This window comes from Botryobacter ruber (assembly GCF_003347595.2).
Classification (GTDB): Bacteria; Bacteroidota; Bacteroidia; order Cytophagales; family Hymenobacteraceae; genus Pontibacter; species Pontibacter ruber_A.
On the sequence record NZ_QCZK02000003.1, the window covers coordinates 1 to 22,311 of the forward strand.

Annotated in this window: 17 protein-coding genes and 1 riboswitch; of the genes, 15 read left to right on the plus strand and 2 right to left on the minus strand. The window is 44.1% G+C overall.

Features of this window, described 5'->3' with window-relative positions:
• Nucleotides 1-208 precede the first annotated feature (208 nt).
• The 13 genes from DCW36_RS00065 to DCW36_RS00125 all read left to right on the plus strand — a co-directional run bounded on the left by DCW36_RS00065 (nt 209) and on the right by DCW36_RS00125 (nt 13,031).
• On the plus strand, nt 209-1,081 hold the full coding sequence (locus tag DCW36_RS00065) for a glycosyltransferase family protein (protein ID WP_114783774.1): 873 nt from the start codon (nt 209-211) through the stop codon (nt 1,079-1,081).
• Between the two features lie 47 nt (nt 1,082-1,128).
• Nucleotides 1,129-1,347 carry a DUF2905 domain-containing protein gene (locus DCW36_RS00070; RefSeq protein ID WP_114783776.1) on the plus strand — a complete coding sequence of 73 codons (219 nt, stop codon included), beginning with the start codon at nt 1,129-1,131 and terminating at the stop codon, nt 1,345-1,347.
• A gap of 400 nt (nt 1,348-1,747) precedes the next feature.
• Entirely contained in the window at nt 1,748-3,208 is a 1,461-nt protein-coding gene (locus DCW36_RS00075; protein WP_114783778.1) for a DUF3375 domain-containing protein, read from the plus strand.
• On the plus strand, nt 3,205-3,789 hold the full coding sequence (locus DCW36_RS00080; protein ID WP_114783780.1) for a DUF4194 domain-containing protein: 585 nt from the start codon (nt 3,205-3,207) through the stop codon (nt 3,787-3,789). Before DCW36_RS00075 ends, DCW36_RS00080 begins: the two co-directional genes overlap by 4 nt.
• A 47-nt stretch (nt 3,790-3,836) precedes the next feature.
• Entirely contained in the window at nt 3,837-7,187 is a 3,351-nt protein-coding gene (locus DCW36_RS00085; protein ID WP_205702843.1) for an ATP-binding protein, read from the plus strand.
• Entirely contained in the window at nt 7,184-8,332 is a 1,149-nt protein-coding gene (locus DCW36_RS00090; protein ID WP_114783784.1) for a Wadjet anti-phage system protein JetD domain-containing protein, read from the plus strand. The genes DCW36_RS00085 and DCW36_RS00090 overlap by 4 nt, the downstream gene beginning before the upstream one ends.
• A gap of 276 nt (nt 8,333-8,608) precedes the next feature.
• On the plus strand, nt 8,609-9,193 hold the full coding sequence (locus tag DCW36_RS00095; RefSeq protein WP_114783786.1) for a hypothetical protein: 585 nt from the start codon (nt 8,609-8,611) through the stop codon (nt 9,191-9,193).
• A gap of 60 nt (nt 9,194-9,253) precedes the next feature.
• Nucleotides 9,254-9,646, plus strand: coding sequence for a DUF1801 domain-containing protein (locus DCW36_RS00100; RefSeq protein ID WP_114783788.1), 393 nt, complete (start codon nt 9,254-9,256; stop codon nt 9,644-9,646).
• A 1-nt stretch (nt 9,647) separates the two neighbouring features.
• A complete protein-coding gene (locus DCW36_RS00105; RefSeq protein ID WP_114783790.1) occupies nt 9,648-10,013 on the plus strand; it encodes a DUF2200 domain-containing protein in 366 nt (121 codons plus the stop codon).
• A gap of 473 nt (nt 10,014-10,486) precedes the next feature.
• A complete protein-coding gene (locus tag DCW36_RS00110; RefSeq protein WP_164890988.1) occupies nt 10,487-10,924 on the plus strand; it encodes a hypothetical protein in 438 nt (145 codons plus the stop codon).
• 12 nt (nt 10,925-10,936) lie between these two features.
• The gene (locus DCW36_RS00115; protein ID WP_114783794.1) at nt 10,937-12,022 is read left to right on the plus strand and encodes a toxic anion resistance protein; all 1,086 of its coding nucleotides are present in this window, start codon (nt 10,937-10,939) and stop codon (nt 12,020-12,022) included.
• Nucleotides 12,022-12,201 carry a hypothetical protein gene (locus tag DCW36_RS00120; protein ID WP_114783796.1) on the plus strand — a complete coding sequence of 60 codons (180 nt, stop codon included), beginning with the start codon at nt 12,022-12,024 and terminating at the stop codon, nt 12,199-12,201. Before DCW36_RS00115 ends, DCW36_RS00120 begins: the two co-directional genes overlap by 1 nt.
• Complete coding sequence (locus DCW36_RS00125; RefSeq protein ID WP_114783798.1) at nt 12,198-13,031, plus strand: hypothetical protein; 834 nt, start codon at nt 12,198-12,200, stop codon at nt 13,029-13,031. The genes DCW36_RS00120 and DCW36_RS00125 overlap by 4 nt, the downstream gene beginning before the upstream one ends.
• Before the next feature lie 37 nt (nt 13,032-13,068).
• On the opposite strand, the gene DCW36_RS00130 is transcribed toward DCW36_RS00125, so the two are convergent.
• Together DCW36_RS00130 and DCW36_RS00135 are read right to left on the minus strand one after the other, a co-directional pair.
• Nucleotides 13,069-14,724, minus strand: a complete 1,656-nt coding sequence (locus tag DCW36_RS00130) for a right-handed parallel beta-helix repeat-containing protein (RefSeq protein ID WP_114783800.1) — start codon at nt 14,722-14,724, stop codon at nt 13,069-13,071.
• A 271-nt stretch (nt 14,725-14,995) separates the two neighbouring features.
• Nucleotides 14,996-17,443 carry a TonB-dependent receptor domain-containing protein gene (locus DCW36_RS00135; RefSeq protein ID WP_114783802.1) on the minus strand — a complete coding sequence of 816 codons (2,448 nt, stop codon included), beginning with the start codon at nt 17,441-17,443 and terminating at the stop codon, nt 14,996-14,998.
• A 452-nt stretch (nt 17,444-17,895) separates the two neighbouring features.
• Nucleotides 17,896-18,001: riboswitch (SAM riboswitch) on the plus strand.
• A gap of 373 nt (nt 18,002-18,374) precedes the next feature.
• On the opposite strand from DCW36_RS00135, the gene DCW36_RS00140 reads away from it, so the two are divergent.
• Together DCW36_RS00140 and DCW36_RS22975 are read left to right on the plus strand one after the other, a co-directional pair.
• Complete coding sequence (locus DCW36_RS00140; RefSeq protein WP_114783804.1) at nt 18,375-20,498, plus strand: HEPN domain-containing protein; 2,124 nt, start codon at nt 18,375-18,377, stop codon at nt 20,496-20,498.
• 234 nt (nt 20,499-20,732) lie between these two features.
• On the plus strand, nt 20,733-22,268 hold the full coding sequence (locus tag DCW36_RS22975) for a TSUP family transporter (protein ID WP_114783806.1): 1,536 nt from the start codon (nt 20,733-20,735) through the stop codon (nt 22,266-22,268).
• Nucleotides 22,269-22,311: the final 43 nt, after the last annotated feature.

The window sequence follows — 22,311 nt, forward strand, 5'->3', positions numbered from 1 at the left end:
GTGTCTCTACGGCCAACTCATCAAGTAACTTGTCGGGCAGGTAATTTAATAACTTCTTTACCCGGATACCTTTTGTGTCCATAGCAGTAACTAATTGATAACTATAGAATATACGGCAGGTTTCGGACAACAATGTTTTTAAAACCTGCCGGGTTTTTGTCCGGAAGAAAATAGTTATCTTGCCATCAGAACAACTCCTGATTATTGCATGAAAGTAAGCGGCTTCACATTTGTGCGCAACGCCATTAAATACGATTACCCGGTGGTGGAAGCCATCCAATCCATCCTGCCCCTCTGCGACGAAGTGGTGGTGGCCGTGGGTAACTCCGACGACGATACGCTTGGCCTTATCCGTGGCATCGGCTCTCCGAAAATCCGCATCATCGAAACCGTGTGGGACGACAGCGTACGGGAGGGGGGGCGCGTGCTGGCGCTGGAAACCGACAAAGCCTTTGCTGCCATCGCACCAGATGCTGACTGGGCCTTCTACATACAGGGCGACGAGGTGGTGCACGAACAGTACCTGCCGGTGATAAAGCAGGCGATGGAGCAGTATAAGGACGACCAGCAGGTAGACGGGCTACTTTTCCATTACAAGCACTTTTATGGTTCGTACGACTACGTAGGGGAGGCCTTGAACTGGTACCGGCGCGAGATTCGGGTGGTGCGAAACCGCAAAGGCATCCACTCGTATCGCGACGCGCAGGGCTTCCGGAAAGGCGATAACCAGAAGCTGCGGGTGAAGCTGATCGACGCCTACATTTACCATTACGGTTGGGTGAAGGAGCCCAAAGCGATGCAGGGCAAGCAGGAGTCGTTCGGCAAATTGTGGCATTCTGATGCGGCGCTGGAGAAGAAAGTTGTAAAGGCAGAGGCATTCGACTACTCCGGCATCGATGCCCTAGGCCGTTTTACCGGCACCCATCCCGCCGTGATGCAGCCCCGCATACAAAAGCGCAACTGGAAGTTTGATTTTGATCTCAGCAGAAACCGCTTAAAGCTGAAGGACCGGCTTAAATTAGCTGTTCAAAAGCTAACCGGTTACCGCCCCGGCGAGTACCGGAACTATAAAATAGTATGAGAGGCTGTGGTGGCAGGTGCAGCAAACTTTTTTAAATTCAGTAAGCAATGCAGACAGGAAAATTGATTGTCATAATCGGTGCCGTTATTGTTTTAATCGGGCTGGCGGTGTGGCTGCTGGGCGATAAGCTCAACTGGTTCGGCCATCTGCCCGGCGATATCCGGGTGGAACGGGAGAACTTTCAGTTTTACATGCCGATTACGAGCATGATTCTGCTGAGTATCCTGCTGTCGTTGCTGTTGTGGGTGATTAGGAGGTTTTTTTGAGGGGGTGTGTTGGGGGAACTTAAATTTGTATTGCTTTTTTTGAATATTTTAGGGGAAAGTGCTACATTAATAGCAGTAAATATTAACTTTTCTGTATTCTATCTATTGAAAAAGCCCCTGCAGTAAACAGGTATACGACCTACAGCCAAAGTGCTGATAAGCGTAGGTTAGAGGTGGGCTATTATCTTTATCCTCCGATATGGGGAGAATAGCAGTAGTAGTTACTTTTATAAGTAAGTTACTGCCAATGCAAAAAAGACAACGATAGTGAACAAAATGAACGACAGAAATAAAATGCCAACCGCACATTCAGGCAACATTTGCTTGCCCCTACACTCTGGCGGCCGCTTCGCAAGCAAAAGAGCCTGAATTTTTTCCAACGCACAGAAAGTAATTAAAAATGGTAGACATTTCTCAAATACTAAATACTCTCGACACTTCTCCAAGTGTTAGTTTGTTGCGTTTAAGAAATAGAGAAATGATTATTGAGTTTCTAGTAAGAACTTTCTTAAACAAACAAGGCTACATTTCGTCCGAAAATATTCACTCACAATTAGCGGACTTTTTAGAAGGACAGAGAATTGAAATAGATGAAGAAAGTGAAATCAATTTTTTCGACACCTATGAAGAAAAAGCCAAAAAATATATTCAAAACTGGACTAATAATGGCTTTTTGACAAATTATCCTGATGAACAAGGTGAAGTTTTTTATGAACTTTCTTCACATTCAAGCAAAACCATAGATTGGTTGGCAAGTTTGAAAAAGGAAGAATTTGTCGGGACTGAATCAAAATTTAACAACATACTGAATCAATTGAAAGAGTTGGTTGAGTTTACTAATGAAGATGCCGAAAAGCGTATTCAGTTGTTGGAAGAGAAAAAATTAGAAATTGAACAACAAATTCAACGAATAAAAATTGGAGAAGACGTTAAGGTATTTGAAGAATTTGAAATTGTACCCCGTTTCAATCAACTCAATCAATCCGCTAAAGAATTGTTATCTGACTTTAAAGAAGTTGAAGACAACTTTAAAGAAATTACTAAAGGAATTTATCAAAAACACGCTGACGGAAGTCTATCCAAAAGTGATATACTGGAATTCACTTTTGATGCACTTGAATCATTGAAAGAAAGCCAACAAGGAAAAAGCTTTTACGCTTTTTGGTCATTCATATTAAATCCAGATTTACAACACAAATGGGAAAGTTTGACCAAAGATTTATACACGACTTTAGAAGAAAAATCAATCCCTATAAGTGACACATTCCTAATAGGAATGAAAAGGCATCTCCATAGTTCAGGACAAAAAGTTTACAAAGCCAATGATAAAATGGCTGAAAAACTAAGCCGTATAATTCGTGAGAATGAAAGTTCTAAATCAGAAGCCACGAAAAAAATAATTCAAGACATCAAGAAACAACTTGTAGAAATCAGTAAATCAAAGAACAAACCTGATATTTCATTTGAATTAGAAACAGCAACGGAAATAAATATTCCATTTGAACGCAAACTCACGAAAGAGCAATCCGAAGAAGTTACATACACTAACAGACCTAAAATTGCCAACGAAGACATTACATCATCTAATCAATTAGGTAGGTTGTTTTCACAATCTAACATTGATAAAGAATTGTTGAGAAAAAGGATAAAAGATATACTTAGAGAAAAGTCGCAGACCACACTTTTAGATGTTGTAGAAAATTATGGTGGTCTTGAAAAAGGATTGCCTGAGTTGTTCGGTTATATAGGCATTGTGAAAGAATTCAAACACGTTATCAATCCTGATAAAACACAAAGTATCATTTTTGATGCGGACAACCGCAAACAAATTAAAATTCCTGAAATTATTTTGACCAAATGAGCAGTTTAGAAAAACATATTACACCTTATAGCAAAGCCATTGTAAGGTTGCTGAAATCAACCGTTGAACGAAACTCAAGTATTTGGGATGATGTAATTAATTATCAAAACGAAATTCAGGATTACATTGGCAAAATTGGTTTAGAGCTAATCGTTAAGAAAGATGATGGATTTGCTTTCGTAAAGCAACTTGAAGATAATGAAGGTAGCACTCTCGGATTAGTTCAAAGACGACAAATCGGTTTTGAAACGTCAATTGTGCTTGTTGTTCTAAGGCAAAGCCTTGAAGATTTTGACAGCAATCCAACACAGTTAGCAACCGAAAAATTTATCACAAATACAGAAATAAAGGACGAGTTAGAATTATTTCTCCCTGAGAAATATGATAGAGTCAAGTTTATAAAAGAACTTGATAGGTATATCAATGCGGCTGTTGATTTGGGCTACTTAAAGGAAATCAGCAAGAAAGACAATGAAACAAAATACCAAATTCATAGAATTATAAAAGAAAAAATAACTCTTGATATTTTACAAGATTTTGAAAATAAGTTAAAAGATTATGTTGAGTCTAGATTATGTTGAGTCTGTTTAGTACAAGTTCCGACAAAGCGGGGTTCAGACTTCAATATATGGAAGTTTACAACTGGGGAACATTTAACGAAAAGGTTTTTAGAATAAATCCGAAAGGAAATAATTCACTTTTGACAGGTGCAAACGCATCAGGAAAAAGTACATACATTGACGCATTGCTTACTCTAATTGTTCCTGCAAAGAAAGACCGTTTTTACAATCAATCTTCGGGCGTTGAAAAAAAAGGCGACCGCACCGAAGAAACATATGTGTTGGGACATTACGGAAACATTCAAGAAGAAGGAAAAACTTCTACATCAACACAAAAATTGCGTGATACAAATACATATTCAGTAATTCTTGCTTCGTTCTCCAATGCCGACCAAAAACAAATTACACTTTTTCAAGTACGTTGGTTTTCTAATAATGAATTAAGACGGCAATTCGGAATTGCTCACGTTCCTCTAGAAGTAGAATCTGATTTTGGTCAATTCGATTCAAAAGGAAATTGGAAAAAGGTTTTAGATAATAAGTATAACTCGAATGTTACAAAAAAGAAAATTGAGTTAATAGATGGTCCTACTGCTTATGCAGAAAGATTGGCGGACTTATTTGGAATGCGTTCAACAAAGGCGTTGACTTTGTTCAATCAAGTTGTTGGGGTAAAAGTACTGGAAGACTTAGATGATTTCATAAGAACCAATATGTTGGAAGAACAAGATGCTGAAGCAGAGTTCATTCAACTAAAAGAAAGTTTCCTGACTTTAATGGATGCTAAAACCAACATTGAAAAGGCTAAAGAACAAATCAAACAATTGACTCCAATCAATGAAATTGCTATAGAACTGACCAATATCAAAGCAGATTTGTTCCGATTAGAAAAGTCAAAAGAAACGGCAGTTTATTGGTTTGCCAAAAAAGGTGTTGAGTTGGGTGAAAAAGAATTGGAGAAATGTAAAGAAGAATTGCAACGATTGAATGATGAGTTGATTGATTTACGTGACAAGGAAGAAAAACTAAAACAAGAAGAACGAACTATTTCAATTTCTATAGAAAAAGATGAAGTTGGAAGTAAAATCAAAGATTTAGAGAAGGATATTATAAATCTTCAAACCTTAACATACAACAGAAGCCGAAAACTTGATGAATACAATAAAATTGCCCAAAAATTAAAGTTCAGCACCAACCCAAGTGAAGAAATATTTATTACAAACAGAGAAAGAGCGAAGCAATTAAAACAAATTACTCAACAAAACATTGATGAAGAAAATGAAAATCTTCGAGCCTTGAAAAATGAAGAAGATAAACTAAAACAAGACACCGAAGATTTAGTAAAGACTATAAAAACACTCCAGGAAAATAAAAACAACATTGCCGGGCGTGAAGCCGAAATACGAGATGAAATCATTGGACACAATGGAGCAAGCAGAGAAGAAATTCCGTTCATTGGCGAACTCATTAAGGTAAAAGATGATGAAATGAAATGGGAATCATCTATTGAAAAAGTGTTGCATAATTTTGCTTTACGTTTGATTGTTCCACCCAAGTATTATTCATCAGTGAATCAATATGTGAACAGCAATAATTTGAAAGGTAGAATTCGTTACGACAAGTATGAAAGTCAAGACTATCTTAAAAATTTTAAGAACAAAATACTTAATGAGAAGTCGTTAATCAACAAAATTGAAATTAAGCCCATAACACAATATTATGATTGGATTGAGAACTATTTGGAATCTCAATTTGATTTTACTTGCGTAGATAATCTTACGGAGTTTGAGCAATTCCACGAAATGGCCATTACTCAAAATGGCTTAATAAAATTCAAAAGGGGCAAACACGAAAAAGACGACCGACCACATATTACTCGAAAAGAAAATTTTGTTTTAGGGTGGGATAATAAAGAAAAACTCTCCTCCTTAAAGAAAGAGTTAGGTAATCTTCAAACTCAACAAACTGAAAATAAGAAAGCGATTGTAAACAAAAATACCGAGATAAAAAACTTAGGTTTATTCAAGGATGAATGCCATAATCTGTTTTCAAAGTTTGAAAAATATGATGATATAAACTGGCAATCATATTCTAATGAAATACAAGAAAAAACGGAACAGATAGATAAATTAGAAAAAACAAACAATCGTGTAAAGCAACTTCAAGAAGATTTAAAAAAGGTTCAAGACGCATTAAATCAACTTTCAAAAGTTCAAATTTTCGACAAAGAACAAGAAATATTTACCAAAAAAAATGAAGTTGGCACGATTGAACAATCAATCAGGAGTAACAAATCTATTTATGAGCCATTGGGAGTTGTAGATGTCTCAATGTTTGAAAAGCAACATCCTGATTTGCTGAATATAGAATACGCAACCTTTGAAACAAGTCGTGAGAAATTCCAAAAGGAAAACTCAGGACAAACACGAGAACTTCAAGAACAAAAGGAAAGAAAAGAAAGAGAAGTAATCATCAATATAAACGTTTTCAAACAGCCTTCAGAAGCAATATCTAGCAAATTCAAAGATTGGCGTTCTGATGTTAATTCCCTACCAGATTCAACACATTTAGAGTTAATAAGTGAATATCAAAATTTCTTAGCCAGTTTGGAGAATGATAATCTACCAAAGTTTGAAAAGAAATTCAACGATTATTTGCAAGAAACAATTACCAACAAAGTTGGTGACTTTAGAATGTTCTTTGAAAATTGGTCAGATTCAATCAAAGAAAACATCAAACATTTGAACGAATCTTTAAAAGAGATTGACTTCAAAAATAAACCACAAACCTACATTCAACTTGTTGCACCGAACAAGATTAATGATGAAGTGAAAGAGTTTAGAAAACTTTTAGAAGAAGCCGTTCCCAATGTTTACCAAATGGAAAAAAATATTGAAGGTAGGAAGCATCATTTTAATAATCACATTCAACCATTTATAGAAAGATTAGACAAAGAAGAATGGCGAAAAAAAGTAATGGACGTTCGTTTTTGGTTTAGTTACAAAGCCGAAGAATTTTACAAAGAAACAAGTCAAAAGTTTAAGACTTATGAAGCAATGGGACAGCTATCAGGTGGTGAAAAGGCTCAACTTACCTATACTATTTTAGGTTCCGCTATTGCTTATCAGTTTGGCTTAACAAGATTTAATCAAGGTTTAGAATCTAAATCTTTTCGCTTTATTGCCATTGATGAAGCATTCAAAGCACAAGATGAAGACAAAGCACGGTACTTGATTACACTTTGTAAACAACTTCATTTGCAATTACTGGTCGTTACACCAAGCGACAATATTCACATTGTTGAAAACGATATTTCATTTGTTCACTTTGTTGAGCGTAAGGAAGAAAGACATTCGTGGCTATATGATATGCCAATTGAACAATTCAAAGAAGAAAAAGCGAATTATTTGAATAAATGATTACTCCAAAGGAAATAAAGAACAAAACAGAAAGAAAGTATATTTCCTTTCTTCAATCTTTGGTTGAACAGCGACCTTTTGAGAGATTGGTTATTCGTGGAGATAAATCATACACCAAATCTTCATTGTCGGAATTTGAAAGAGAAATTCAACTAATTCACAGCCATTCAAAGGTGAAAAAAGGTTTTGGCTATGCTTTAGACTTTCAAAAAGTAAAGACAAAATATTTAGGAGTTCAAGATTTACCCATTTCAATTTACTTTGACAATGAAAAAGATTTTTTAATATTCTTAGGCAAAGAGAATGAAGTTAATTCTTTCAAATCAAATGTTGAAATAATCCTTCGGGAATTCCCTGAACTCAAAGATTGGATAATAAAATATCCTAAAAAGGTAATTAACAATGCTAACGAATGGCATAACATTTTGCAAGTGTGTCAATACTTCAAACAAAATCCAAAACCAAATTTCTACATCAGAGAATTGCCGATAAAAGTCCACACGAAATTTATCGAGAGAAATAAAAGCATTATCAGAGAACTACTTGATGTTCTAATCTCGGATCACGTAAAAAGTGAAGAAAAAGAATTTGAAAATAGATTTAATTTAAAATACGCTGAACCTCAAATTCGGTTTAAAGTTCTTGACAAAACATTATCGGACAGATTTTTTTCGGGAATTGATGATATTGCAATACCAGTTAGCCAATTTGAAAAGCTGAACTTACCTATCAAAAAAGTATTGGTCGTAGAAAACAAGACAACACTTTACACCACTTTGACACTTCCAAAAATGAATGACACCATTGCAATTTTTGGTAGTGGATTTAGTGTTTTCAATCTCAAAAATGTGCGTTGGTTTGACAATCTTAAATTACTTTATTGGGGTGACATAGATGTTCAAGGTTTTGAAATTATATCCCAATTCAGGACTTACTTTCCGCAGACAAAAAGTATATTAATGGACAAGCAAACCTTTGACAATTTTTTTGAAGACGACAACGGAACACCGACAAACATATCAACAAGACTAAACTTGACAGACGAAGAACAACAGCTTTACGACATTTTGAAAACAAACAACTGGAGACTTGAACAAGAGAAAATTCCATTTAACTATGTGAACAAATACTTTGACAATGAATAATCCACCCCTTCACAGCCACACACATTGCCAAGTCGCACCAGCCGACACGCAAGCCAAAACTTGGCAAAGAGTGTGTCTGTCCAACCGCGCGACTGGCCGACAAACGGATGAAGAAAAAGAAGCACTAAGCGGTAACATTACCTATACGTAAGCAGGGGTTTCGTGCTTCGTAGGACAGGAAAGTGGTAAATTTAAAGTTCAGTTCTTCGTAGGAAGTTCAGTAGTAAAAATCCCTGCCTGACGTATAGCTGAAAACCGTTGGCGTTTTTATAAATTATGGAGAAAGGAAATGTTAATCAGATTATTGCTGGGATTTTTGTTATAGCTCTGATTGTAGGCTTTTGTTTTCCCGTAATTTATATCGGATATAGTGGTCAAGAAGCGAGAAGTAAGTTTTTCATTGCACTTGACCAAGGTGCTTTGTTTTGGGGAGCCCTTACAGCAGCTTTATCTATATTACTTTTTAAATGTGCTAAAGCAGGAAAAGTCTTAAAAAGTTCAATTATATTTTTTAGTATGTCAATGTCAGGTTTATTGTTTTATATGGCATTAGATGACTTGAAACCTGCTCATACAGACATTGCTATTTATGAAAATGACAGGAGTGAAAATTTGATAATCCAGTATTTCGAAACTGGGGTAACTGGTAATCCACAGAGCAGGTTAATAAAGACAAGCAATATGAATTCATCAATTAGAGAATTTGATGAGGTACAAAATGCTGCTTTTTTAGATTCCTTACAATTAGGCTACTACCACTATATTAAAGAGAGGATTCCAAGAACTTATTTAGTGAAGGATGACACTTTTTACCTGAAGAAGATACATAGGAGGTATAACAGACGCCAACCACACCTATAGTGAATTAAAGTGCATAGCCAAGCCGTTACACCATCCAATTCAACACAAATCAAGCTCACGATGAACCAGGCAATCGAAACATATAACCAAACTCAGAATTCTGCCGACCAGGAAATTTGTAACCAACTTGCGACCATTATTGCTAGTGAACTCACCGAATCAGAAGGCAAAATATGGCACGGCCATCCTGTTTGGTTTTTAGAGAATAATCCGGTTGTTGGGTACAGCAAACAGAAAAAAGGAATAAGACTGATGTTTTGGAGCGGGCAAGATTTTGATGAAGAAATTCTAAGCGTTCGGGGAGAGAAATTTAAAGATGCTTCTGTTTTCTACACTCATGTTTCTGAAGTGAATACCACAGACTTAAGGCGCTGGCTGAAAAAATCAAGGGAATTCCAATGGGATTATAAAAACATCGTGAAAAGAAAAGGTGCCTTAGAACGACTCGCCTAACATGAACATTACGCCTGAACACCATGACCGAATGGCAAAAATGACATTTGCATCGGTTTATCCGCACTACCTCGCCAAAGTGGAACGAAAGGGCAGGACAAAAGACGAACTGCACCAGGTAATAACTTGGCTGACAAGCTTTGACGATAAACAAATACAAGAACTGATTGACGAGAAAGCATCATTCGATACGTTTTTCCGGAAAGCGATAGTAAACCCAAACGCACATTTGATTAAAGGCGTAATTTGTGGCTATCGGGTAGAAGAAATTGAAAATGCCTTAACCAGGCAGGTAAGGTATTTAGATAAGTTAGTGGACGAACTGGCGAAAGGGAAGAAGATGGAAAAAATTTTAAGAAGCGCTTGAAGAGAAGTTAACCAGAAAACCTTTTTTGGGTAAAGCCGTTTCATTCAAATTTTCATCATTAGAAATGAGCAACAAAAAGTTTACTGTCATTTCGACCGCAGGGAGAAATCTGGAATATTTTACAATTTTTCTATTAATTCAGATTTCTCCCTGCAGTCGAAATGACAAAAATTGTTAGAATGAAACGACCCTACTTTTTGGGTGTAATGTAAGTTCAGCAACCTCATTTTCTTATCAATCCCTGATGCCGGTGCCCACTGCTCCCGCCACCACACCCACTGCACCTCACATTAACCCCTAGAACCTGACTAAACAGCTCCGGAAAAATTTTCACGTTAACCGACACAAGCACCCCTCTCGCCAATACAATTCCAAAACTTGCCTAATAAGCCTCGATTACAACAGTCAGCAGGGTAGTTTCCCGCGTATACAAAGAAATAATTTTGTATATTTAGGAAAAAGAAGGAGAGCATATGTTAGTTTTTTTGACATTCGTAATAGCGTTTGTGTTGGGCTATTTTTACGGCCACAACATCAGACCAAACAACCGCCTGCGCGAAGCCATCCGGGAGGTGCGTGAAAAATGCATGGCGGCGCTGGAAGAAGGGAACCGGGGCGTGTACAAAACCTTTGTGACCGAGGATAATAAATCGTCGGAACTGGTGGCGGAAGTGAAAGAGCTGGCGGTTACGCAGCAGGGGCAGGTGAAAGTGCAGTACCTGAACGCGTACTATAAAAACCCGGAATTCAGAAACAAAAAAGGGGAGGCGCTGCTCAAGGAAGTGCAGGCCCTGCTGGGCGATTACCTGCCCATGAATGAAATTGAGTGGTACGAGAAAAACGAGCGCCACGAGAATATAAAAAAATACATGAACGACCTCACCCTGAAACACCACAACCACCTGCTATAGCTAAGATAAAACATGGAAAACCCGAACAACATTACTATTGCCGAAAACAAGGAGCTGATCCAGCAGAAGGCAGAATCCATTGCCAAATCCATCGACCCGACCAAACCCGAATCGCTGAGCAATTTCGGCGTGGAAACGCAGCGCAAGCTGGGCTACTACTCCAACGAGCTCCTGACCAAGGTGCGGGTAAAAGATTCCGGCGATGCAGGCGCTGCCATTAATGAGCTGCTGCACCAGATCAACATGGTGAAGATAGACGAGGCGGAGAAGCCGGGCATGCTGTCGCGCATCCCGTTCCTGAAGAAGTTTGCCGATAAATCGAAGAAGCTGGCCAGCCAGTACAATACCATTTCCGAAAACGTGGACGATGTGGTGGTGAAGCTCGAGAAAATGCGGCAGAGCGTACTAAAGGATTCGACCAGCTTGGAGGTGATGTTTAACCAGGCAGTGGAGTACATTCATGAAATCCGGTCTGTCATCGCAGCAGGTAAGATGAAGATCGAGGAGATTGAAAACGACATCATTCCGAAGCTGCAGGTAGATGTAGAGACAAGCGGGCAGGACGAACTGGCCGTACAGCGGCTCAGCGACATGATTGCCTTTAAGGAGCGGCTGGAAAAGAAAGTGCACGACTTCACGCTTTCCCACACCATCGCCACGCAGTCTATGCCGCAGATACGCATGATTCAGACCACCAACGATGTGCTGGCGCAGAAGATACAGAACTCTATTGTGACGGTAATTCCGGTGTGGCGCCAGCAGGTGGCCATTGCCCTGGGGCTGGAGAAGCAGCGCAAAGCCCTCGAGATTCAGAAAAAAGTAACCGACACTACGAATGAAATGCTCCTCAAAAACTCGCAGCTCCTGAAGACCAACGTGGTGGTAGCAGCGCAGGAAAACGAACGCGGTATCGTGGACGTGGAAACGCTCAAAAAAGTAAACCGCGACATGGTGGAAACGCTCGATGCCGTGATGAAGATTTCGGAAGAAGGTAGCAAGAAAAGGGCGGAAGCGGTGAAAGAGCTGGCAGCGGTGCAGGAAGAGCTGAACAGCAAAATCATCGGCACCTTTGGCAAATCGAAACAGATTGAAGAATAATGGCAGAAAGCAGTCACGATAAAAATACATCCCAGCAGCGTATACTCTCCTCCGAGCAGGAAGCGCTGCTGGACCTGTACATCCAGAAACTGGACCAGTTTTTTGAGGATGTGAAAACGTCTGAAAAGATACAGGTAGAAATCGAAACGCTGCACCTGAAACGACTGCTGACGAAATGATCGAATTTCTTCGCTCCCTTTTTGGCCTCAGCGATGTGACCGGGAACAGAACCGTAGTAGGCGGTGGTCCGGTGAGCGTGGATGCCAGGCAGGTGCAGTATATCAAAGATTCTAATCTCAGGATCGCCGCGCTGCACCAGCTGTATACCCGCTACAAAGGCACGCCGCACGAGGCGAAACTGAAAGAGGTGTATACCAAAACGAAAGACATTCACGTGCACCTGGTACACAAAAAACGGGTGCACGAACTGGAGCTATTTCACCTCCAGAACACCGACCACTTCCTGAACACCTTCACCATCATCCTGGATGTGCACCAAAAGCACACTGCTCCTGCCACCACAGCCACTGCACCCGAACCGGAAAGCTTTTTCAAGAACCTTAAATCAGCAACAGCAACGCTGGCTGGCAAAACAAAACCGGTTACCGAACCGGCAAGGCAGCCGGCCATTCAGCGGCACCAGGAACCGGCGCGAACTGCTGTAGCCGATGCGCCCGCAGCCACGTTACCAGAGGTTTCCATCGACACGTCTTCCCGCATCCGGTACAACAGCGAAGATGAAAAAGGTATCCCCACCACAAAAGCCATCGGATTTACCTCGTCTCAGGAAGAAAAAGAAGCTTTTCTGGCGCACGTGGCCTCCCGGGTGGGAATGTACAGGCGCGATGTGACCTACGTTGGCAATGCCATGCTGACCTTGCCTGCAGCCTACAGCGGACCTCCCAGCGCAGCATATGCGCCCATCCTGCATTGGCGCGGCCTTACCTACGCCCTTAGTTTAAGCGATTACCGCCTGTACCCGGTCAAAATTTACAGAAGAAGCTTCTAAGTTTTCTGAAAGTCTGTTGGTTTCGTGAGGCTACTGCTTACTGCCGCTTCACAAATTTCCCCCGGCTGATGACCTCGTTTGTACCGGCATAGCTCATTTCCAAAAAGTAAACCCCGCTGCTGATGTTGCTGATGCTGAGTTGTAACGCTTCGGAGGCTGCCATTACTTTGCTATTTACTTTTTTCCCCTGCAAATCGAACAGGGTGAGCTGCACTGGTTTGGGCGAGCGGTTGGGTAAATAAATATGTACTACCTGGTCTGCCGGAACCGGGTAAATAACCGTCCGGGCCAGGGGAGAGGCGCCCGGTTTAATACCGAGAGCCGCCTGGTACTCGCGGTAGCCCAGGTCGGGTTTTGCACCCTGAAATGGAAAGCCAATGTCGACACCTTTGTCAATTAAGTCGCTGCCAGGTACAAGGCGCATGAAGTCGATGTCGGGGAGGCTGCCGTCGGGTTTGCGGGGAGCGGTTAAAAGCGCCTGCTCCAGGCTTACAAAATCAGCGGAGGTAACCGTAACCGGAAGGGTAAAGTAATTGTTGCTCACATCGGATGCTGCCTGGTTCAGGTTACTCACTTCGGTGCTGCGGGCGGCAAAGCCCAGGTTGTTTTTCATCACATGGTCGTAGCCGGGTACGTCCGTCAGGTAGTCTTCGGTGGTTCTGGCTTTCCTGTTGAGCATGTTGTAGTTCACGCTGTTATAGTAGGCGGAGTTGTTGTACCAGTCGCCGCCGGCCAGGTGGTGGTTGGCATAAAAGCCGCTGGCTTTGTTACGCACCGACAGGCAGAACTGGGTGGTGTTTCGCGGAACAGGGTTAGGTACTTTGTCGAGCGTTGCAGAGCCGTAGCCGCCTACTTTAAACCCGTTGCCATCGCCACGGCTTACAAAGCCAACCGAATAGCCGTTGTAAAAGGCCCAGCAGTTATCGAATACCGTTGATTCATGGGCACTGATGCAGTCGTAGCCATCGTCGCTGTTGAACCAGGCACGGCAGCCTCTGAACACATTGTTCACGCCGCCTTTGTTGGGGTGGTTGCCAAAGCCGTCTACGTTACCGCCGTTAATGCCACCGCCTGCTTTGGAGGTATAGTCGTAGTTGTTGTACGCATCGCAGTTCAGAATCAGGTTATTGGCGCCCTTGGTCAGGTAAAAGCCAATGGCTTGCCCGTCGTGCATGCTCAGCTGCTCATAAATGTTGTTGCTGCCCTCGTTCGCGAAGCAGATGGATTGGGTGTTGGAAGTCGTGATCGTAACCTGCACGCCTATCACTTCGATCCCTTTCAGGTGAATCCAGGAGCCACTCACCTGGAAAGCATTAATACGCTTGTTAGCCGGTATGATGTGCTGGTAATCGAACACAGGCTGCTCACCCGGGTAAGCCCAGTAGTTAATCCGTTTACCGGAGGTGCCGCTTTTGGTGAGGTCGGTTACATATACCCAAAGTCCACTGAGTGGGGTATTCCAGTTAGCAATCTGCGCTTCCGTCATGGTATATAAACCCCCGCGGATATAAACCGTGTCGCCTGGTGATACATCAACTTGTGAGCGTTGTATTGTCAGGAAGGGAGCTTCTATGGTGCCGGCGTTGGAGTTGTTGCCATCAGGGGCTACATAGTATATTTTGGCAAAGGAAGCGGTCGACAGTAGTACCAGGAGGAGGGTGAACAGAAGTTGTTTTGTAAAGGTGTTCTGCATGCAGGTAAAGTTTTACGCTGGATAAAATGAAAATGAACATTTGTTCCGGGTAAACCGGTTAAGTAGCTGAAAAAGCGCAAGGTAGTTCGTGGAGCTGATAATTCCAATTTACTTGTTTGGGTTTTGGTATAAGTGCAGGGAGCAGCGGCTGTGGTGGCAGGAGCAGATCAGTTTTTCAGCTCATTGAGCCGCCAAAACTCACGTAAAGAAGAGGTTAAACAAAAAAGCCCCTCCAAACCGGAGAGGCCGTTCTTGTAGATGGAGTGATAGCTTAAATTCCGCTGCCGCCGTCGCCCTGCTTGGCATCGTCGTTGCGGATTGACTTTTTACGTTTTGGCGGCGCCTGCTGCATTTTACCAAAGGCGTAGTTAAAGGTAACTTTCAGACCGCGGTTGTAGTTGTTGATGATCATGTTCTGCTCGTAGGCAACCGGGTCTGTTGCAGCTATGTTGTTGCGCATCAGCATGTTCCGGCGGAACGGGTTGTCCAGGCCAAGCGCAATGCCTCCTTTACCGCCAAACAGTTCTTTTTTAACTGCCAGCGAGTGGTAGGAGAAAGCCGCGAAGTGACCCAGCAGCTGAATTCTGCGCGAGTTGAAGCCCCCGTTGAACTGGGCCGAGATACCTTTGCCAAAGTTGTAGGACGAGTTTGCGTTGATGTTGTACATCACGCCGCTGTTCCTGTTGCTCTTGCTCTTCAGGTCTACATAATAGATGTTGGAGCTGCCGCCTATCGTCCAGGCTGCTACCGGTTTGGTGGAGCCGGAGAGGCTGATGCCGTAGGTTTTGTTTTTGGCAATGTTGCGGAAAGAGATGGTCGTGGAATTATCTTCTGCATCGGCAGAGGCTACTGTTTCGATGGCATTATTTGTCTGGCGCATGTACAAGGAGGTGCTGAACGAAGTCGTTTTGGCGAAGGTGCTGTAGCCAATTTCATACAGGTTGGTTAGTTCGGCCTCCAGATCCGGGTTTCCCTGAACGGCGATATTTGACGTCTGCACCTGGCGGTACGGGTTCAGGTAGAACAGCGAAGGACGCTGAATGCGCTGCGTATAGTTTGCCTTAAAGGTGTGCTTCTCTTTCAGGGTGTAGGACAAAGCCACACTCGGAATGAAATTATCGTAGTTGTCGGTGAAGGTATTGCGGTCGACGTTGATGTCGGTGTACTCGTAGCGGCCACCCAGTTTTACGTTCAGCAGTTTTTTTAAGGTAAAGCCGTAGGTCAGGTAAGAGGCATAGACATCCTGCCCGTAGTCGAAAATATTCCGTTTTGTTTCTACCTGGCCAAACTTTGTAACGTTATACAAGGCATCGCTTTTCACGTTGCGGAAGATGCTTTTAGCGCCTACTTCCAGCATGGTCTTGTTTTTGAACGGATGCGTGTAATCCACCTGGAAGGTCAGTTCATCGTTGGCGCCGTCGTTCTCGTTGCGCTGTTTGTAGAAAGGCGCTTCGCCCGGCTGGTACCTGTCCTGGAAGTTGCGGGTGTCGGTGTCGGTGGTGGAGTAGAGCGACAGGATGGTCAGTTCCTGCTGCGGTTTAAAGGTGTGCACAAAATCCAGGTTATAGTCAATGCCCTGGCGCTTGTTGCGGTTCTCGATGTCGTTGAGGTAATCGTTGGTGGTGCCGGCTTTGGTTTCCGTAAATTCCTGTCCGTTTCGCATCTTAAACTGCCCGCCGTTCAGCCGTACGCCGCCCGAAAAACTGTTTTTCTGGTTCAGTTCGTAATCAAATCCAAGCTGCCCGTTGCGGAAAAGGCCATTGATGCGGGTATCGCCGGACTGAGAACTTTCCAGGACTAAATCCGGAATGGAGAGCGTGCTGTTGATGCTGCCGCGGTTGTAGAACATGTTGGAACCGAAGTTGCCGTTTACACCAAATTTGCCCCTGCGCACACTCAGGCTGGCATTGCCGTTGCTGGACCGCGTTCCCGCCGAAAGCGAAGCGCTGCCGCTGATGCCCTGCATGCCGTCTTTTTTCAGGATGATGTTGATGATACCGGCGCTACCCTCCGCATCGTATTTGGCAGAAGGGCTGGTAATGACCTCTACCGATTTGATCATGTCGGCAGGAATTTGTTTAAGCGCATCGGCAATGTTGCCGGCCATGATAGACGAAGGCTTGTTGTTGATGAGCACCCGCACATTGGAACTGCCCCGCAGCTGCACGTTGCCATCGATATCTACTGAAAGCGAAGGAACTTTCTGCAGCACATCGGCTGCGTTTCCGCCTGCGTTGGTAATATCTTTATCGGCATTGTAAACAGTGCGGTCAATTTTCTCCTCTACCAGCGGCTTTTCGCCCTGCACCACCACCTCGCCCAGGTTCTGTGCGTTGGAGCCGAGGGAGATGGTGCCCAGGTTGACAGAAGCGTTGTCGGACGAGACTTTTACATTCTCCATCACCAGCTGCTGATAGCCGATAAAGCTGATGTTGATTTTATACTTGCCTGCCGCCACGTTGGACAGGGTGAAGCGGCCTTTGTCGTCGGCTACCGTGCCATCCATGGCCGTGTTGGTGGCAGGATTTATCAGTGCGACAGTGGCAAACTCCACCGGTTGCTTTGTCTGCGCATCCAGCACCACGCCGCTAATTTTAGCATTGCCTTTTGGGGCAGTAACAGCCTGTAATGGAGAGGAAGTTTGTTGTGCTCCGGGACCTTGTGCAAGCGCCGGTAAAGTGCTTAGCCCCAGTATTATCAGTAGAATATTTATTTTCATAGTTGTAAAAGTGTAGTATCAGGTAATTCGTTCATTTAAGTGCTACAAAGGAAATATTCTTTTCTGAAGCTGAAAAACGGAATATACCAAGGCTGTCTATTCCTATACAAAGCGGTATTGCAGGTCTATTAGCAGTTCGTCGGTAAAAAGCGGGCTTTAGTCGACCGTTGGTGGGAGTGATGAAATGATAAGTGTGCTATTCTAAATCACGGATTCAATGGATGAATGGATTACACTGATTAAATGTGAAAAAATCCGTGCAATCTGTGTAATCAACTGAATCCGTGGTTCAGACAAGTATAAAATCACACTTATCATTTCATCCTACCAGCAACGGTCCGGAATGAAGAATCAGCAATCAGGAACTAAAATAAATTGGAAATTGCTATTAAATTGAATATTTTTTAATAACTTTACAGGATAATTCTATTCTCCCAACTAAACGCGTGAGAAATTTATAGAAGAAGAGGTGAGAGAACAGGCTCCGGGACCCTCTGACAACCATCCTAACGGAAAGGTGCCAAATCCTGCCCAACCAATAGTGGGGAAATATAAATTACGATAATGAAGAACACCAACAACATTTTTTCTTTCGCCGAAGAGTTGATCAACTCTCTCATTTCCTTGTTTGCTCCTCGCACACTACAACCAGTCACCTGCTGTTGTTGCTGTTGTTAGCGCTTCAGCTAAGCTTTTGGCCAAAAAATAACCCGGCTTCCCGCTTTCCTGAACTGAAACGGTGCTACCTTTCGTTTAGGAAGAACTAAAAAAACCCTTTTTCTGGAAAAGATTTGGCAGCAAGTTAATAGCTACTGCTGGAGCGCAGACCACAATCTGTGGAGGAGTGGTTGAAAGGGTGACAAAAGAATCTTTATCAAGTGCTGAGCTGGCACTACCTGACATAATATCGAATTAGTATTACCAACAATATATGCAAAGCTTCAGATCCGAAATTGAAAATCCTCTGGTACAAAAAGACATCATCGATCTTGAAAAAAAGATCAGGCTTTTTCGTGAGGGTAAAATAGCAGAAGAAAAATTCCGCAGCCTGCGTCTGGCTCGTGGGGTATATGGTCAGCGCCAGCAGGGCGTGCAGATGGTGCGTATCAAGCTGCCTTTTGGTAAAGTAACGACCAAGCAGTTGCTGCGTATTTCCGATATCTCTGATGAGTATGCAACAAGCAACCTGCACCTGACCACGCGCCAGGACATCCAGATTCACTTCGTGAGCCTCGACAGAACGCCTGAGCTTTGGGCAAAACTGGAAGAGGATGATATTACACTGCGCGAAGCCTGCGGTAATACCGTGCGTAACATCACCGCTTCGCCTGATGCCGGAATCAACCCGAACGAGATATTTGATGTATCGCCGTATGCCGATGCTGCATTCCGTTACTTCCTGCGCAACCCGATCTGCCAGGAAATGGGACGTAAATTCAAGATCGCTTTCTCTTCTACCGACGACGATACCGGGCTGGCGTACATGCACGACCTGGGCTTTATTCCGAAGATCAAAATCGAGAACGGGGAGGAAGTACGTGGTTTCCGCGTGGTAGTAGGTGGTGGCCTGGGTGCTCAGCCGGTACTGGCGCACCTGGTGCACGAGTTCCTGCACGAAGACCTGCTGATCCCGTACATCGAGAACGTGATCCGCGTGTTCGACCGCTATGGCGAGCGTAACAACCGCAACAAAGCCCGTCTGAAATACCTGATCAATAAGATCGGTTTGGAAGAGTTCCTGCGACTGGTAGACGAAGAAGCAACTGCTTTGAAATCAAAAACTTTCAAAGTAGACCGCGATGCGGTGCCAGCGCCAGTGCTTCCAGAGCCAAAGGAAATTCCTGCCTTCGAAATAAAGAATTCGCTGAAATACGAAGTTTGGTCAAAAACCAACGTGTACCCGCAAAAGCAGCAGGGATACTACAGCGTAGGTGTAAGAATCCAGATTGGCGATATCAAAACCGATAAAGCCAGGCTGCTGGCCGACCTGGTGAAAAACTATGCTGCCGATGAACTGCGCATCACGGTGAACCAGGGTTTCCTGCTGAAGTATGTGCGGGAAGAGGCGCTGCCGTACCTGTACAGCAAACTGGAAGAACTGGACCTTGCGGAGCCGGGCTTCGACAGTGTGGCCGATATTACCGCCTGCCCCGGTACCGATACCTGTAACCTGGCGATCTCGAACAGTACCGATGTAACAAAAGTACTGGAGAGCGTGATTACCGAGGAGTTCCCTGATTTTGTTTACGAAAAGAACTTCAAGATCAAGATCAGTGGCTGTATGAACTCCTGCGGCCAGCATGGCATGGCCAACCTGGGCTTCCATGGTTCTTCGCTGAAAAGCGGCAAGAGCGTACTGCCTGCCCTGCAGGTGCTGTTGGGTGGTGGAACAATAGGTAATGGCGAAGGTCGTATTGCGCAAAAAGTAATTAAAGTGCCAAGCAAGCGTGGTCCGGAAGTGATCCGCTACATCCTGGGCGACTTCCAGGCCAATGGTCAGGAAGGTGAAAATTTCAGCGCTTACTTCGACCGCCAGGGCAAAGATTATTTCTACCAGTTACTAAAGCCGCTGGCTGACCTGACTACCCTGCAAAACGAGGATTTTGTGGACTGGGGACACGAAGGCGAGCAGTTTGCTACTGCCATTGGTGTAGGCGAATGTGCCGGCGTAATGATTGACCTGGTGGCTACCTTGTTGTTCGAATCGGATGAGAAATTTGGTTGGGCAACCGAGGCGCTGGAAGAGAAACGTTTTGCCGATGCCATTTATCACAGCTACAACGTGCTGGTAAGCACTGCCAAAGCGCTGCTGCTCGACAAAGGCGTGAGCTGCAATACACAAGCTGGCGTAATCGCTGATTTCGATAAGCACTTCGTACAGGAAGGTACCTTCGCTTTCGAGCCTGATTTTGCATCCGTTGTACTGCAGATCAACAAGAACGAGCCTACAGAAGCTTTTGCAAAGCAATACATCGCGACTGCCCTTGACTTCCTCCAAAAAGCGAAAAGCTACAGAGAGGAAAAGGTAGATGCGTTTGCTGAGAACAAGCTATAAGCTGGATTTAGCATGTAATGTATCATTCTCCTAGCAGCAGGTCCGGACGCTCCGGACCTGCTGCTGTTTAAGGCAGTGAAGAAGGTTAACCAGGCCAGGCATTCAACCAGGCGTAATGCAGGCAGGTCACACACCCAAACAAACGTGCACCAATAACAGTAGGGGCAGGTCTTGCACCTGCCCAATCGTGCACCGTAAACAACACACGAGCAAAAAATTTATCCGTATTCGGCTATGAGTAACCAATTAGCATCAGCAGCACCACAGGAAACGGCAAAACCAAAGGATTTTAATCCGCTCTTCCCGGTTTTTCTGAAACTGGAACAGCTGCGGGTACTCGTAGTAGGCGGCGGGCCGATAGGCATGGAAAAGATGTCGGCACTGCTGGCGAATTCGCCTGCCACAAATATAGACCTCGTTGCCCCCGATATCCTGCCCGAAATTTTTGCCCTGACCGAAACATACCCCGGCCTGACGCTGCACCAGCGCAAGTTTGAAGAGGCAGACCTGGAAGGAAAAGACATTGTGCTGATTGCCACCAGTCTGAAGGAGCTGAACCGGGAGATACGGGATTTAGCCAAAGCGCATAAAATTCTGACCAACGTTGCCGATACGCCTGCCATCTGCGATTTTTACCTGGGCTCTATCGTGCAGAAGGGGAGCCTGAAGCTGGCGATTTCGACTAATGGAAAATCGCCGACGGTGGCCAAGCGAATACGCGAAGTGCTGAACGAAGCTTTTCCGGATGAGCTGGAAAGCGTACTGACGAAGCTGACGGATATTCGCAAAAAACTTAGCGGCGATTTCGCTGCCAAAGTGGTCAAGCTCAACGAGATTACGGAAATACTGGTAAAGCCGGATGCACCGGTGGAGCAGCCGCCTGTCAAGCGCCGCAAAACATCCCTGAAGTACATCCTGCTGCAGGTATTTGCCGCAATCGCCCTAATGGTGACGGGGCACCTGCTCTTCAGCTACATCCCCTTCAGCGTGATCGGCGGCTTTGCCATGGATACGCTGGCGCAGGTGGACGAAGAGATCCTGATTTACATCCTGGCCGGTTTTGTGGCCCAAATGATAGACGGGGCGCTGGGGATGGCGTATGGCGTGAGCGCTACTACCTTCCTGTTGTCCTTTGGCGTGAGCCCGGTAGCAGCCAGTGCCAGTGTGCACACATCCGAAATTTTTACCTCCGGTGTTTCCGGGCTGATGCACCTCCGGTTTGGTAACGTGAACACGAAGCTGTTCAAAACGATCGTATTCCCGGGGGTGATAGGCGCTATCATCGGTGCTTTCCTGATCTACAGCCTGGAGCAGTACATTCATTTTATCAAGCCGGTGGTGGCCTGCTATACGCTTTTCCTGGGCGTGATGATTATCCGGAAAGTGGTAGGGCGGAAAGTGAAAAAGCGTCCTGTAAAACGGCTTGGTTTGCTGGGCTCGGTTGGCGGCTTCCTGGATGCCATAGGCGGCGGCGGCTGGGGCCCGATCGTATCGTCCACGCTGATTGCCAAAGGCCGTCACCCGCTCTACACCATTGGCTCGGTTAACCTGGCGGAATTTTTTGTTTCGGTGGCCAGCTCCGTTACCTTTATCACGCTGATTGGCTTAACGCACTGGATGGTAATTGCCGGTCTGATCATCGGCGGTATGATTGCCGCCCCGATTGCTGCTTTCCTGGCTCGTAAGCTGCCTGTTAAAACGATGATGCTGATTGTGGGGATCGTGGTGATCAGCATGAGCCTGCGGCTTATTTTCATGGCAATCTTTTAGCTTCAGACGTTACTATTTGGGTATATTTGTAGTGCAGTAGCTG